The sequence below is a fragment of the Pseudomonas citrullilanati genome, assembly GCF_030580855.1.
Classification (GTDB): Bacteria; Pseudomonadota; Gammaproteobacteria; order Pseudomonadales; family Pseudomonadaceae; genus Aquipseudomonas; species Aquipseudomonas citrulli.
The window spans coordinates 1-14,063 of the sequence record NZ_JAUQOP010000070.1; the positions used below are offsets into that span (position 1 = coordinate 1).

A 14,063-nucleotide genomic window follows, 5' to 3' on the forward strand; every position below is an offset into this window, starting at 1 on the left:
GAGTGTCAGTCAACCTGTTCGGTGAATGATCCACCGCTTTCGCGAGCAAGCCCGCTCCCACAGGTTCGACTGCAGCTTGCCAGTTACTTTTCGCTCAGCGAGAACTGCGTCAGGCAGAAAGTGGGAATGCCCATGTCTTCCAGGCGCCGGGAGCCCAGCAGTTCCGGCAGGTCGATGATGGCCGCCGCTTCGTGGACCTTGGCGCCCATGCGGCGGATCAGGTTGGCGGCGGCGATCAGCGTGCCGCCGGTGGCGATCAGGTCATCGAACATCACCACCGAGTCCCCTTCGCACAGGCTGTCGGCGTGCACTTCCAGGAAAGCTTCGCCGTATTCGGTCTGGTAACCCTCGGCCAGCACATCCGCTGGCAGCTTGCCTTGCTTGCGGAACAGCACCAGTGGTTTGTTCAGTTGGTAGGCCAGGATCGAGCCGATCAGGAAGCCGCGCGCGTCCATCGCGCCGATGTGCGTGAACTCGGCCTCGACATAGCGGTGGGCGAAGCTGTCCATCACCAGGCGCAGGGCGGTCGGGGACTGGAACAGCGGGGTAATGTCGCGAAAGATCACGCCCGGCTTGGGAAAGTCGATCACGGGGCGGATCAGGGATTTGATGTCGAAGGAGTCGAAGACCATCGTCGAAGTGTCCTGGCAGGGCTGCAAACGCGGCAGTATAGCGCGGCCGGGGCAATCCCTCAGCCGCGCTCGTGCATCAGCCGTCGATCGAGCCGCCGGCCAGGGCGCAGAGCTGGATCGGGTCGAGGATGTGGATTTCCTTGCCTTCGGCGGCAATCAGTTCGTTCTGCTGGAAGCGGGTAAACACCCGGGACACGGTTTCCACCGCCAGGCCCAGGTAATTGCCGATTTCATTGCGCGACATGCTCAGGCGGAACTGGTTGGCCGAAAACCCCCGGGCGCGGAAGCGTGCCGAGAGGTTCACCAGGAACGTGGCGATGCGCTCGTCGGCGGTCTTTTTCGAGAGCAACAGCATCATCTGCTGATCGTCGCGGATTTCCCGGCTCATCACCCGCATCAGCTGGCGACGCAGTTGCGGCAATTGGATCGCCAGCTCGTCGAGGCGCTCGAACGGGATTTCGCACACCGAAGTGGTCTCCAGCGCCTGGGCTGAAACCGGATGGCTCTCGGTGTCCATGCCGGAGAGGCCGACCAGTTCGCTGGGCAAATGGAACCCGGTGAGCTGCTCTTCGCCGCCATCGCTCAGGTTGAAGGTCTTCAAGGCGCCCGAGCGCACCGCGTAGACGGAATCGAAGGTGTCGCCCTGGCGGAACAGGAATTCACCTTTCTTCAACGGGCGGCCCCGTTTGACGATCTCGTCCAGCGCGTCCATGTCCTCCAGATTCAACGAAAGTGGCAGGCAGAGGGGGGCCAGGCTGCAATCCTTGCAATGAGCCTGGTTATGGGCGCGCAGTTTGACTGGCTCGGACATTTCTTAAATCCTTGTGGGAAAACACACATAGGCCGTAAGGGTACCCCAGCGCAGGGGGGAGGGCCAGCGTGGTTTCACCGTCAAATTGTCGCGCTCAGATCACCCGGGAAAATCGCTGTCGTGTGTGCTGTTCCAGATAGGCGTCGAACACCATGCACACGGCGCGCACCAGCAGGCGACCGGCGGGCAGTACGGCGATGTGGCGGTCGTCGAGTTCGATCAGGCCGTCCTCGGCCATGCCGAGCAATGGCGGCCACAGCGGTGCGAAGTAGGCGCGAAAATCGATGCCGAAGGCTTGTTCGATGTCGGCGAAGGCCAGGTCGAAATGGCAGATCAACTGCTGGATCACCGCACGCCGCAGACGGTCGTCGGCGTTGCAGGTCAGCCCGCGACTGGTTGCCAGTTGACCGTCGGCGAGGGTGTTCTGGTAGTGGTTCAGGTCGCTTGTGTTCTGGCAGTACACGTCGCCGATCTGGCTGATGGCCGACACGCCGAGGCCGATCAAGTCGCAGTGGCCGTGGGTGGTGTAGCCCTGGAAGTTGCGTTGCAGGGTGGCTTCTTCCTGGGCGATCGCCAGGTCGTCGTCGGGCAGGGCGAAATGGTCCATGCCGATGTAGCGGTAGCCGGCGGCGGTCAGTTGTTCGATGGTGCCTTGCAGCATCGCCAGTTTCTGCTCGGGGTTGGGCAGGTCCTGGCTGTTGATGCGGCGTTGAGGCATGAAGCGTTCCGGCAGGTGGGCGTAGTTGAACACCGACAGGCGATCCGGTTGCAAGCGGATGACTTCCTCGACGGTGTGGGCGAAATTCTCCGGAGTCTGCTTGGGCAGGCCGTAGATCAAGTCGATGTTGATTGAGCGGAACTGCAAGGTGCGCGCGGCCTCGATCACGGCGCGGGTTTCGTCCAGGCTTTGCAGCCGATTGACCGCCCGTTGCACGGCCGGGTCGAGGTCTTGCAGGCCGACGCTGACGCGGTTGAAACCCAGTTCCCGCAGCAGGCCCATGGTCGACCAGTCGGCTTCCCGGGGGTCGATTTCGATGCCGTAGTCGCCGGAATCGTCGTCCAGCAGGTTCAGGTGCTTGCGCAGCGTGCCCATCAACTGGCGCAGTTCGTCGTGGCTGAGGAAAGTCGGGGTGCCACCGCCCAGGTGCAACTGCTCCACCCGCTGGGCCGGATCCAGGTGGCAGCCGATCAGCTGGATCTCCTGTTCCAGGCGTTGCAGGTAGGCGTGGGCCCGGCCGCGGTCCTTGGTGATGAACTTGTTGCAGGCGCAGTAGTAGCAGATGTTCGCGCAGAACGGCACGTGCACGTACAGCGACAGGGGCCGCAGGGCCTTGCGGCTGTCGCGCAGGGCGTGGAGCAGGTCGAACGTGCCCACCTGGCTGCCGAATTGCGCCGCCGTCGGGTACGAGGTATAGCGTGGTCCCGCCAGGTCGTAGCGGCGGATCAGGTCAGAGTCCCAACGAATGGTGTCGAGCATGCGGGCGTTCCCCGGATAGGCTGGCATGGGGCGAGTCTAGGGGGGCGTGGGTGTGGCTGTTTTGATTTGCGTCAACGCAGGTCAGTTGTGGGAGCGAGCCTGGTCGCGAAAGCGGGCTGTCGGGTGAATGGATGTCGAATGTGCCGCCGTCATCGCGAGCAGGCTCGCTCCCACAGGGGGGCAGTGTCGAATACAGGATTTGTATCCGCTGCCTATCACTGTAGGAGCGAGCCTGCTCGCGAAGACGGCAGCCCAGTCAACATCCCTGCAAGCTGACTGACCGCTTTCGCGGGCAAGCCCGCACCCACAGAGAAATCCGGGACGGACGCAGGATTTGGCCGCGCCTCGACCTCTCCTGTGGGAGCGAGCCTGCTCGCGAAGGCGGCAGCCCAGTCAACCTCCCTGCAAGCTGACCCACCGCTTCGCGAGCAGGCCCGCTCCCACAGAGACATCCGGGACGGACGCAGGATTTCGCCGCGCCTCGACCTCATTGTGGGAGCGAGCCTGCTCGCGAAGGCGGCAGCCCAGTCAACCTCCCTGCAAGCTGACTGACCGCTTTCGCGAGCAAGCCCGCTCCCACAGAGACATCCGGGGTGGACGCAGGATTTGGCCGCGCCTCGACCTCATTGTGGGAGCGAGCTTGCTCGCGAAGGCGGCAGCCCAGTCAACCTCCCTGCAAGCTGACTCACCGCTTCGCGAGCAGGCCGTCGGGTCTACCAGTTGTAGGTCAGGTCGGTGGTCAGGGTGCGGCCCTGGCCGTAGTAGCAGTCCCAGTTGCTGCGGCAGCTGGCGACGTACTTCTTGTCCTCGAGGTTTTCCATGTTCATCCGCACGCTCACGCCCTTGATGTGCAGTGGGGATTTCTCGAAGTCGTAGGACATCATGGCGTCGTAGACCGTATAGGACGGGACCTTGAATGCGCCTTCGTAGTCGGTGCCGTAGCTCTCGCGCACGTACCGTGCGCCGATGCCCGCCCCAAGACCGGCCAAGGGGCTGGCGCCGGTGAAGGTGTAGTCGACCCAGGCCGAGGCGGTCAGGGGCGGGGCGCTGGCGGGGTGACGACCTTCGCGACCGTCGTTGTCCTTGGTGTACTCGATGTCGTTGCGCGACACCGAACCGATCACCCGCACGTTCTTGTTGAGGTTGACCTTGCCTTCCAGCTCGATGCCCTGGGAGCGCATTTCACCGGACTGGTCGCTGAAGCCAGGGGTCAATGGATTCGACGTCACCACGTTCTTTTGCTCGATGTCGTACACCGACAACTGGATGAAGCCGTCGATGGCCTTCGGCTCGTACTTGATGCCAGCTTCGTACTGCTTGCCCGTGGTCGGTTTGAACGCGCTGTTCCCAAAGCCTGTGTCGGTGACGGGGAGAAAGGATTCCGAGTAGCTCACATAGGGGGTCAGGCCGTTGTCGAACAGGTAGCCGAAGCCGGCCCGGCCACTGAATTTCTCGTCCCGGGTCTGGGTGAGGGTGCCCTGCAGGGGCCTCTTGTTGTCGGTTTGCGCAAAATCATAGCGGCCGCCCAGGGTGAGAAACCACTTGTCCCACTTGAGCTGGTCCTGGACATACAGCCCGGTCTGGCGAACGGTATTGTCCCAGCGATAAGGCGAGGTGAAATTGATCGCGCCGCCGTACACCGGGTTGTACATGTCGATGGGCGAGGCGCTGCGATCGTACAGGCCGAGGAATTTCGACTCGAAATGGTAGTGGTCCAGGCCCAGCAGCACCGTGTGGTCCAGCTCGCCCGTGCGGAATTTGGCCTGGGCGGTGGTATCGATGTTGTAGACCTTGTTGGTCTGCGACCAGTCCACCCCGTAGCGGCGCATGTAGCGCTGGTCGTTGGCCCCCGTGACCGGGTTGGCAATGAACCCGTAGCCGTGCAGCGGATCCACGTACTGGTCGTCGACCTGGGCGTAGCGCGCCGTCTGCTTCAGCGTCCAGACGTCATTCAGTTCATGGGACGCTTCGTACCCGACGACGAACTGCTCGCGGTTGTACTTGTTCACGTCCGGCTCGCCAAAGAAGGTCGAGCGGCTGTACTTGCCGTTCGGGTTCGGCAGCACCGTGCCGGAGGCGGGCAAGCCTTGGGCGGACGGGGTGTCATGGTCTTTCTGGTACTGGGCGAAGAAGGTGATGCTGGTGGCCTCGCTCGGGTTCCAGGTCAGGCTCGGCGCCAGGAGCATGCGGTTCTTGTCGACGTAGTCGATTTCCGAACCGGAATCGTTCACCAGGCCGGTCAGGCGATAGAGGAATTCGCCCTGGTCATCCAGCGGGCCACCGAAGTCGAAGCCGAGCTTCTTGCGGTCGTTGTCGCCGGCGCCCAGGGTCACCTCATGCAACGGCGTGGCGGTGGGGCGCTTGCTGACCATGTTGACGATCCCGCCCGGCTGGTTCTGGCCGTAGAGCACCGAGGCCGGGCCCTTGAGCACTTCGATGCGTTCCAGGGTGTACGGGTCGATTTGCAGCGCGCCGCCGGTGCTGCCACCCCCGTAGGGCAGGTGCAGGCCGTCGAGGTACAGCGGCGTCGGGATGAAGCCGCGGGACGTCGGTTCGTCGAAGATCGACACCCGGTCGGAGAAGCCGCCACCGGTCATGCCGGCGGTGTAGCGCAAGGCCTCGGTGACGCTCTGCGAGCCGCGCAGCTTGACCTCGTCCTGGGTGATGACGTTGACGGTTTGCGGCACTTCGTTGAGCGGCGTGTCGGTCTTGGTGCCGGTGCCGGTCTTTTTCGCGACGATCCCATCGACCGGCCCCCATGCCGATTCCTGGTTGCCCGAAATGGTGATCGGCGCCAGGTCCAGGCCCGCGCCATTGTCGCGGCTGTGCAGCGTCACGCTGTTGCCCTGGACGCTGTAGGCGATCGGCGTGCCCTGGAGCAACCGGGCCATGGCGGCCGCCGGTTCCAGCTCACCGCTCACTGCGGTACTGCGCAGGCCGCTGACATCGGCCGGGTTGTAGAGCACTTGCAGGTTGGTCTGCCGACCGAACTCCTGCAACGCGCTGCCCAGCGGCTGTGCCTGGATGTCGATCGGCAGGCTCTGGGCCTGGGCCATCAGCGGCAGGCCCAGGGCCAGCGCGCAAAGGGCCGGGACGCTGGGTCGAAACGAATGACGGATCAGTAGAGCCTGGGTGAGCGGATTCAGTCCTAGCGGTGCTGGCATTATTTTTTCTCTTAAGAATGTTACTGAGAACTATTTCTATTAGCTGCTAGTAAGACGTTGGGCCTTTCGCAAACCGGAAAGGCCCAACGTCTTTTTTTGAATTTTTTTACGGTCAGGCGGGTTGCAGCTCGGTGACGACGTTGCCGGCTTCCATGCGCACCAACTGGTCGGCGATGTCGAAGTAACGGTCGTCATGGGAAATCACGATGATGGTCTTGCCCAGGCGCTTGAGGTCCGGCAGCAGCTCGGTGTAGAAAATCCGCCGGAAGGTCGGGTCCTGGTCGGCGGCCCATTCGTCGAACACCAGCACCGGGCGTTCTTCCAGCCAGGCATTGACCAGGGCCAGGCGCTTGCGTTGGCCGGTGGACAGGTCTGTGGTGGTGAAGGTGCCGTCGCGCACGCTGACCTTGTGAGCGATCTCCAGGCGCTGCAGGTATTGGTTGGCGTCGTCGGGAATGTGGGTCTCGCCCTGCACGACGTCGTCGAACAGGTAGTAGTCGGCAAAGATCGTCGTGAACAGCTGGCGGTAGTCGTCGCGGTCCAGCGCGGTCACCGCCTGGCCGTTGAGGCGGATCTCCCCCTGTTGCGGCGCGTACAGGCCCAGCAACAGCTTGATCAGCGTGGTCTTGCCGCAGCCGTTTTCCCCGACGATGAAAATGATCTCGCCCGGGTCGATCCGCAGGTTCACCGGGCCCAGGCGGAAGGGCACGGCGCCTTCGACCGCCGGGAAGCTGTAGCACACGTTGTTCAGTTCCAGACTGCTTACCTGGGTGTTCCGGCTGCCCGGGTCGCTGAGCAGCAGGTGCGGTTCGGGCGAGGAGAATTGCTCCGACAACTCGGCGATCCGGCGGAAGGCGATCTGCGCGCGGCTGACGATCGGCAACGTGCCGATCAAGTGTTCCAGCGGGCCCTTCATGTACAGCAACACCAGCACGAAACCGCTCATCACCGCTTTATCGGCGCTCGGCCACAGCGATTGCAGGGCCAGGGCCAGGCCGATCACCACGAAGAACAGCATCGAGCCGAGGGTCTTGGCGACCACGAAGATATTCACCGAGCGGATCTGGGTGTCGCAGATCGTGTCGGCGGTGCGCTCTATGCCCGAGACGAACATGCGCTGGCGACGTGGGCGGTGGATGCGCAGTTCCTTGGCGCCCTCGGCGATGGCGTTGTAGTGCTTCTGCAGCTCGTCCTCGTGTTCGCGCGCGTCGAGGAACCCCTGCATGCCCCGGCCCCGGGCGATGTACTGGATGACCGTGCCGACCAGGATCGCCACCACCGTGACCAGGAACATCGGCCACGACAGCAGCGCCAGGTAGCCCATGCAGCCGAGGGTGACGGTCAGGGAAATGGCCAGCGGAGCGAACGCGAAGGCGAAGTCGCTGATGGTGTCGACGTCGTGGGTCAGCACCGGGATCAGGCGATGGCTGCGGTAGCGCTCGATCTGCTCGATGGGCGCCGAGAGCACTTTTTCCCCCAGGGTCTTGCGCAGCGTGGCGATGATTTTCTGGCCGACGTAGTTGGTGCCGATGTCCGAGAAAATCGAACTGGTCAGCGCCAGCAGGCACAACCCGGCGAACACGCCGACCACCGTGGCGCTGAGGCCGCTGTCGGCGTGCAGGACCTGGTTGATCGTCGCCAGCAGCACGGTGACGCTGAGACCGCCGAGCATGCCCAGCGCGATGGCGCCGGTGACAATCAGCCGGAAAGGTTTGAGCAACGTGAACAGCTCGTGCATCACCCCGCGTGTGGGTTGGTTCATGGCGATTTTCCCTGCTTGAAGAACGGGCGAAGGCCCCCGCAGGCAGTCATCGCAAGGGCTTGAGGACGGCGGGCGCCGGTTGTGTCGCGCCCACCTTTAGAACGGTTGGGGAGAAGGGGAATTTAGCGATGTTCCAGATGAGCCACCCCCCCTGTTGCGAGGGGATCATGTGGCGAGGGGATTTATCCCCGTTGGGCTGCAACGCAGCCCCCGACAGGCAGCCCCGGTCAGCCAGAACCACGCGCTGATTTTCTCTGGGGCTGCTTTGCAGCCCAGCGGGGATAAATCCCCTCGCCACAGGGGCCTGGCGCTTGTCGATCTACATATCCCGCACCACCCGAAACCCCAGCCAGTCACCCCGCGCATCGGGGTACGCCGCGTTGCGGTTGCCCGAGCGGGAGAACACCGGTGCCTCGCCCCAGTCGTTGCCGCGGATGCGCCGGGCCTTGCAGTCGCCGCCGAGCCACGCGCTGCCGTCGTCCGGCGCGCCGGTGTAGCTGTCGTTGTAGCAATCGGCCGTCCATTCATAGACGTTGCCGTGCATGTCGTACACGCCGAAGGCGTTGGCCGGGAAGCTGCCGGCCGGCGAGGTGAAGTTGAAGCCGTCGGCGGCGCCGTAGGTGTTGGCATGCCGGGCGATGCTGTAGTCCTTGCCTTCATCGAACGGGAAGGGGAACGGCCCGCTGCTGCCCCCGCGCGCCGCGTACTCGCGCACGGCCTCGCTGGCCAGCCGGTAGGGCCTGCCGGTTTTTTTCGACAGCCAGGCCACGTAGGCAGTGGCTTCGGTGAAATCCATGCACACCGCCGGGTGGCGGTCGCTGTACTGCGTGCGCGGGTCGCTGCCCTGGTAATCCGGGACGCCGGCCTTGCAGGCACGGCCGGGGCGATCGTCGCCGTCGGGCATGGTGTAGCCGGTGTCGCGCAAATAAGCGAACCATTCGCCCTTCAACACCTGGAAGCGACTGATCGCCACCGGGTGGGCGAATGTCACCGGGTGCATCGGGCCTTCATCCGGCTCGCGACCGACTTCGTCTGGCGGAGTGCCCATCTGGAACGTGCCGGTGGGCAGCACGACCATCTCCGGGCAATCCTTGCAATCGCGGAACACCTGGCCCGGTTGAGAAGCTTGGGCGCCGCTGGGCAGCAGCGCGACGAAGGCCAATGCCGCCAGGCCCTTCAGTGGAAAATCGTTCATGGATCCCTCTCGATAAAAGTCCAGCAAACGCAGGGTCAGGTCGCCTTGCCAAGCAGCGTCATGAAGCGATCGATGTCGGCTTCGCTGTTGAGCAGGCCCGGGGCGGTACGAATCACCGGCCCGGCATCGCGGTGAACGGCGTCGACGATCACGCGTTGCTTCATCAGGTCGCCGGCGACCTGGTCGCTCTCGCGGCCCTTGACGCGGAAGAAAGTAAAACCGGCCGACAGCGCCGGGCTCATCGGCGTGACCAGTTCAACCTGCGGCATCGCCACCAGCTGTTCTTTCAAGTCACTGTTGAGGGCGTGGATGCGCGCCTGCACCTCGGCCTTGCCCAATTGCAGGTGCAGCTTGAACGCTTCGTCCAGCGCCCAGCGGTGCTCGAAGGCATGGAAGCCGCCCGGGGTCATGACGGTGGAAAACGCCGTGGCTTCGGAAAACGTCGGGATGATCGGCGTGACGTACTTGAGCTGGTCGCTGCGGCTGCACACCAGCCCCGTGCCCCGAGGACCGAACATCCACTTGTGGGTGCCGGCGATGAAGAAGTCGCAGTTCATCGCCGGGAAGTCCAGGTCTTCGACGCCGAAGCCGTGCACGCCATCCACCACATAGACGATGCGCTCGTCATCGCGACGGCCCTGGTTGTGCCGGTCCACCACGGCGCCGATCTTGTCGATGGGCAACTTCACGCCGCTGCCCGAGTGCACCCAGGTCATGCCCAGGACGCGGGTTTGCGGGCGGATGGCCCGGTCGATGGCGGCCAGGATTTCATCGTGGCTGGCGCGGTGGGCGTCCTCGAACAGTTTGATCTTGCGCACCTGGGTGCCGTCCCGTTGGGTGCGCAGGTCGAGAATGGTGTGGGTGGCGTAGTGTTCGTGGACGGTGGTGAGGATTTCCTGGTCGGGCTTGACCTGGACCCCGCCGTAGATCATCGCCAGGCCCTGGGTGGTGCTGCCGGTCAGGGCGATCTGCCTAGGCCCCGCTTGCAGGTAGCGCCCGGCCCAGGTCCGGACATTCTCCTCGCGGGCTTCGGTGACGCCCAGGTCCCAGTCCATCGCCAGCCCGGGGTTCCTGTCGATCGCGGCGCGGTGCTGTTCGATGGCCTCGCGCACGGGACGCGGGTGGGTGGTGACGAGGAAATTGGCGAAGTGCAGATAATCCGGATCCTGGTCGAACAGCGAGCGCAGTTGCGCCCATTTGTCCTTGGGCAGCGGCGGCAGCGGGTCGGCCGCAGCGACAGCGGGCAGGTGGCCGGCCAGGGGCAGGCCGGCGGCCAGGATCCCGGCCTGTTTCAGGAAGGTGCGGCGCTCGTTCATGGCTGGCCGGCCTTCTGGCTGGAGGCCAGGGCCGGTCGCGCGGCCTTCTGCACCTGGTCCCAGACCCGCAGGAAGTTACCGCCCCAGAGTTTGCCGATGTCGGCTTCGGAGTAGCCACGGGTCAACAGTTCGGCGGTGACGTTGCGGATGTCGCCGACGTTCTCCCACCCCTTCACGCCACCGCCTTCGTTGAAGTCCGAGGCGATGCCGACGTGGTCGATACCGATCTTGCGCACGGTGTAGTCGATGGCATCCCCTAGGTCCTTGAGGCTGGCCTTGGGTTCTTCTTCGAGGATGCCGTAGAGCTGGGCGGCGTACTCGCCGAACTTCTGCTCGGGCCAGGCGGCGATGATCGGGTCGCCGGGCATCAGCGCCATGGCCAGGTTGGGCAGCGGTGGCAGGCCGAAGCGTTCGCGCAGGGCGTTGAGCTTGTCCTGGGTCTTTTGCGTCAGTGGGCGCAGGTATTGGGAGAAGCCGACGATCTGCACCACGCCGCCGCTGCGCTTGATCAGTTGCAGCTCCTTGTCGCTGAGGTTGCGCGGGATGTCCACCATCGCCCGAGGGGCAGAGTGCGAGGCCACCAGCGGCGTGCGACTCAGTTGCGCGACTTGCTCCAGGGCCGGGGTCGACATCTGCGACACGTCGATGATCACGCCCAAGTCGTTCAGGCGGGCGACGGCCTGCTTGCCGATGTCCGACAGGCCGCCGAGGGCGTCGGGCGAGTCGTTGAAGAAGGGCAACGGGCGCGAGGAATCGGCCCAGTCGTTGTTGCCGATGTAGCTGAAGCCGAACATGCGCATGCCGCGTGCCGTCCACAGGTCCAGCAGGCTCAGGTCGTGGCCGAGGGGATAGGCGTTGAGCATGCTGATGAAGATCGCGAACTTGCCTTCGCCGTGCAGCCGGCGGAAATCATCCGGGGTGTAGGCGATGGCAACCTGGTTGGGGTAATCGCGGACCAGGCCGGTGATGATCTTGTAGCGCACCTCCTGCTGGTGGCGCGCTTCCTCGACGAAGCCGGCGGTGGGCTTGTGCGGCGCGTTGGGGCCGTTCCACAGTTCCGGCCAGCCGAAGATCGTCAGCGCCGCGCCGGACAACTGGCCGCGATTGGCTTTCACCAGGTCGAACTGGCCGCTGCCGTCCTTGTCGGCTTCGTGGCCGGCGGTGCCGAAATCCAGTGGCACGGTGATGTGGCTGTCGAAGGAGAGCAGGCGCTCGTGCAGCTCCCGGGCTTGCTTCATCACCTTGACCGGGTAGCCGGGGTTGTCCCGCCACCCGTAGTCCCAGGCCGCGAGGCCACCGCCCACCAGCAACGCCAGGGCCAGGGGCACGCCGGTGAACAGCGCTTTTTTCGAACGTCGTGTTGTCATTGCCGATCTCAGTCTGGGGCCTTTGCTATCTGCTGGGAACGAGCGGTCGGCGGGGAAATTTAGCGGTTCGTGAGGGCCTCATCGCGAGCAGGCTCGCTCCCACAGACCGCATTCCACTTTCAATGTGGGAGCCAAGCTTGCTCGCGAGGCGACCTTGCAGTTGGCCTGTTTCTGCAGAGGTACCCAGATCCACGGTGGGAGCGGGCTTGCTCGCGAAGGCGGCCTCGGTTCCCTATAAATTTGTCAGCCCAGCCATCGTCCTAGCTTGGATAACGCCCACCCCCAGGGCTGGATACAGGTAAGGCAATGACGATTTCTCGACGATGGTTCATGGCGGGCCTGGCGCTGACCGGTGCCGCTGTGCCTGCGGTGTATTACGGGCATCGCGAACTGACCCGGCCGGATCCGACGATCACGCCCGGCGAGGCGTCCTTCGACGTGGCGGATGTGGCGGGCCAGCGTCGGGCGGACACGCTGCGGGGGATCTGGACGATCCGCTTTTCCGGGCAGGAGGCGGGCCTGGCGGGTCTGCCGGACGACGATCTGCAACTGTTCCTCGACATCGCCCACAAGGGCCGGGGCCTGGTGGGCTGCCTCGACACCGCCGAGCGGCTGCGCGCCGACGCCGAGCCGCGCTACCGGGTGTTGGGTGACCTGGCCGGCACCGACTCGACGCAACTGAGCTGGCGGTTGGTCGATGGCGCGAGCGGCGTGCCGCGCTATGAATTCATCATGACCCTGGACGAGGTCTGGGCCGGCTTCGGCAATGCCGGTCCCGCCACCCTCAGCGGACGCGTGTGGTCGCTGGACCGTCCGCTGGCCCAACCTGAACGCGACAATCGATTCATCGCCGTCAAGCAGCCCTTCCCCGAAGCCCGCGAGCGCGTGCCGCTGGGCCCGGCGTTGCTGGCTTGGCTGGTGTCGCCGGAGCACCGGTTGTTCCATCAACTCTGGCATGCGACGCGGGACAAATGGCACACCCTGGACGAAGACAAGCGCAACGCCCTGCGCGGCATTGGCTGGCAACCCGGCCCCCGGGGCAAGGAGCGTGACGCCCGCGGACCGCGCAAGGATCGCAATGGCTCGGGCATCGATTTCTTCTTCATGCACCGGCACATGCTGGGCACGGCGCGTTCGTTCCAGCCGTTGCCCTCGTGGCCGCGCTTCCCGTTGCCGCAACCGGAACTGGAACGTGATCGCCTCGGGTTCGCCCGCTATTTCGACAACCACGACGGCACGGCCTTGCCGCCCACCTGGCTGGCCGACGGCGATGAGCAGTACGCCCAATGGGTGAGCGACATCAAGACCGCCGAGACCTACCACAGCAATTTCCAGGTCTGGGAATCGCGGTACCGTGACCCGCGCTATCTGTCGAAACTGACCCTGGGCCAATTGGGTTCGGAGATGGAACTGGGCCTGCACGACTGGCTGCACATGCGCTGGGCCTCGGTGCCCCGGGACCCGTCCAACGGCCACCCGGTGCCATTCGCCCGCGACCCGGCCGACTTCGCCCCGCGCTGGTACGCGGCAGAAAACGACTTCCTCGGCGACCCGTTTTCCTCCCATGTAAACCCGGTGTTCTGGTCGTTCCACGGCTGGATCGACGATCGCCTGGAAGACTGGTTCCGCGCCCACGAACGTTTCCACCCTGGCGAAGTGAGCCGGCTCGACGTCAACGGCGTACCCTGGTTCGCCGCCGGCCGCTGGGTGGAAGTCGCCGACCCCTGGCTGGGGCCGGATACCCACGGTTGCAGCGCCACGCCGGGGCTGCAGGTGGGACGCTCGGTGGAAATGGACCCGGAAACCATGAAGCTGGCGCTGCGCATCACCTTCGGCAGCGACGACAAAAAACTCTCCCAGCTGTTTCGCCGCGTGCCGCAACGGCCGTGGTATGCGCGTAATCTCAAGAGCAAGCCGGTGTAGCCCTCCGCTACTCACATTGGAGCAAAGCGAAGGCAGTTGTGGCGAGGGGATTTATCCCCGTTGGGCTGCACGGCAGCCCGAAAACCAGCCCACTCAAAAGATCGGATATACCGAGATATTACTGATTGGGGCCGCTGCGCAGCCCAGCGGGGATAAATCCCCTCGCCACAAATGTGCCTGGCTTGAGGCTGGGGTCGGGGCTTACAGGGGCTGCCAACCCCCACCCAGCGCCTTGTACAACGCCACGCTCGATGTCCAGGGACTCAGCTCGAGCATCGGCTGGATCCCCAGGGCGTAGCTTCGGGTGTCCGACATATCCGAATAAACAGGACCCAAGCCGAACACCCTTCATGAGACCCAGAGAATCATTGTGGCGAGGGGATTTATCCCCGTTGGGCTGCACGGCAGCCCCAAAA

General features: G+C 64.4%; 9 protein-coding genes. 1 reads left to right on the forward strand and 8 read right to left on the reverse strand.

Going from position 1 to position 14,063, the window contains the following annotated elements; all coding sequences use genetic code 11:
- Positions 1-83: 83 nt before the first annotated feature.
- The 8 genes from Q6A48_RS25395 to pvdM all read right to left on the reverse strand — a co-directional run bounded on the left by Q6A48_RS25395 (position 84) and on the right by pvdM (position 11,724).
- Entirely contained in the window at positions 84-632 is a 549-nt protein-coding gene (locus tag Q6A48_RS25395; RefSeq protein WP_304557214.1) for an adenine phosphoribosyltransferase, read from the reverse strand.
- A 76-nt stretch (positions 633-708) separates the two neighbouring features.
- Positions 709-1,443: a fumarate/nitrate reduction transcriptional regulator Fnr gene (gene fnr / locus Q6A48_RS25400; protein WP_304557216.1), complete on the reverse strand. Its 735-nt coding sequence runs from the start codon at positions 1,441-1,443 to the stop codon at positions 709-711.
- 94 nt (positions 1,444-1,537) lie between these two features.
- Positions 1,538-2,920 (reverse strand): oxygen-independent coproporphyrinogen III oxidase, encoded by a 1,383-nt coding sequence (gene hemN / locus Q6A48_RS25405; RefSeq protein WP_304557217.1) that lies wholly within the window; start codon positions 2,918-2,920, stop codon positions 1,538-1,540.
- A gap of 713 nt (positions 2,921-3,633) precedes the next feature.
- Positions 3,634-6,084 (reverse strand): TonB-dependent siderophore receptor, encoded by a 2,451-nt coding sequence (locus Q6A48_RS25410; RefSeq protein ID WP_304557218.1) that lies wholly within the window; start codon positions 6,082-6,084, stop codon positions 3,634-3,636.
- 112 nt (positions 6,085-6,196) lie between these two features.
- Positions 6,197-7,846 (reverse strand): cyclic peptide export ABC transporter, encoded by a 1,650-nt coding sequence (locus Q6A48_RS25415; protein WP_304557219.1) that lies wholly within the window; start codon positions 7,844-7,846, stop codon positions 6,197-6,199.
- Positions 7,847-8,165: 319 nt separating this feature from the next.
- On the reverse strand, positions 8,166-9,041 hold the full coding sequence (gene pvdO / locus Q6A48_RS25420; RefSeq protein ID WP_304557220.1) for a dihydropyoverdine dehydrogenase: 876 nt from the start codon (positions 9,039-9,041) through the stop codon (positions 8,166-8,168).
- Positions 9,042-9,076: 35 nt separating this feature from the next.
- Positions 9,077-10,357 (reverse strand): pyoverdine-tailoring periplasmic protein PvdN, encoded by a 1,281-nt coding sequence (pvdN, locus tag Q6A48_RS25425; protein WP_304557221.1) that lies wholly within the window; start codon positions 10,355-10,357, stop codon positions 9,077-9,079.
- Entirely contained in the window at positions 10,354-11,724 is a 1,371-nt protein-coding gene (gene pvdM / locus Q6A48_RS25430; RefSeq protein WP_304557222.1) for a pyoverdine-tailoring dipeptidase-like protein PvdM, read from the reverse strand. The genes pvdN and pvdM overlap by 4 nt, the downstream gene beginning before the upstream one ends.
- Before the next feature lie 306 nt (positions 11,725-12,030).
- Between pvdM and pvdP the strand changes: the two genes are divergently transcribed.
- Entirely contained in the window at positions 12,031-13,647 is a 1,617-nt protein-coding gene (gene pvdP / locus Q6A48_RS25435) for a pyoverdine maturation tyrosinase PvdP (RefSeq protein WP_304557223.1), read from the forward strand.
- Positions 13,648-14,063: the final 416 nt, after the last annotated feature.

Coding starts and splice junctions, on each gene's coding strand:
- pvdN (WP_304557221.1), bottom strand. CDS start 10,357: ATGAACGAGCGCCGCACCTTCCTGAAACAGGCCGGGATCCTGGCCGCC.
- pvdM (WP_304557222.1), bottom strand. CDS start 11,724: ATGACAACACGACGTTCGAAAAAAGCGCTGTTCACCGGCGTGCCCCTG.
- pvdP (WP_304557223.1), top strand. CDS start 12,031: ATGACGATTTCTCGACGATGGTTCATGGCGGGCCTGGCGCTGACCGGT.
- pvdO (WP_304557220.1), bottom strand. CDS start 9,041: ATGAACGATTTTCCACTGAAGGGCCTGGCGGCATTGGCCTTCGTCGCG.
- hemN (WP_304557217.1), bottom strand. CDS start 2,920: ATGCTCGACACCATTCGTTGGGACTCTGACCTGATCCGCCGCTACGAC.
- fnr (WP_304557216.1), bottom strand. CDS start 1,443: ATGTCCGAGCCAGTCAAACTGCGCGCCCATAACCAGGCTCATTGCAAG.
- Q6A48_RS25410 (WP_304557218.1), bottom strand. CDS start 6,084: ATGCCAGCACCGCTAGGACTGAATCCGCTCACCCAGGCTCTACTGATC.
- Q6A48_RS25415 (WP_304557219.1), bottom strand. CDS start 7,846: ATGAACCAACCCACACGCGGGGTGATGCACGAGCTGTTCACGTTGCTC.
- Q6A48_RS25395 (WP_304557214.1), bottom strand. CDS start 632: ATGGTCTTCGACTCCTTCGACATCAAATCCCTGATCCGCCCCGTGATC.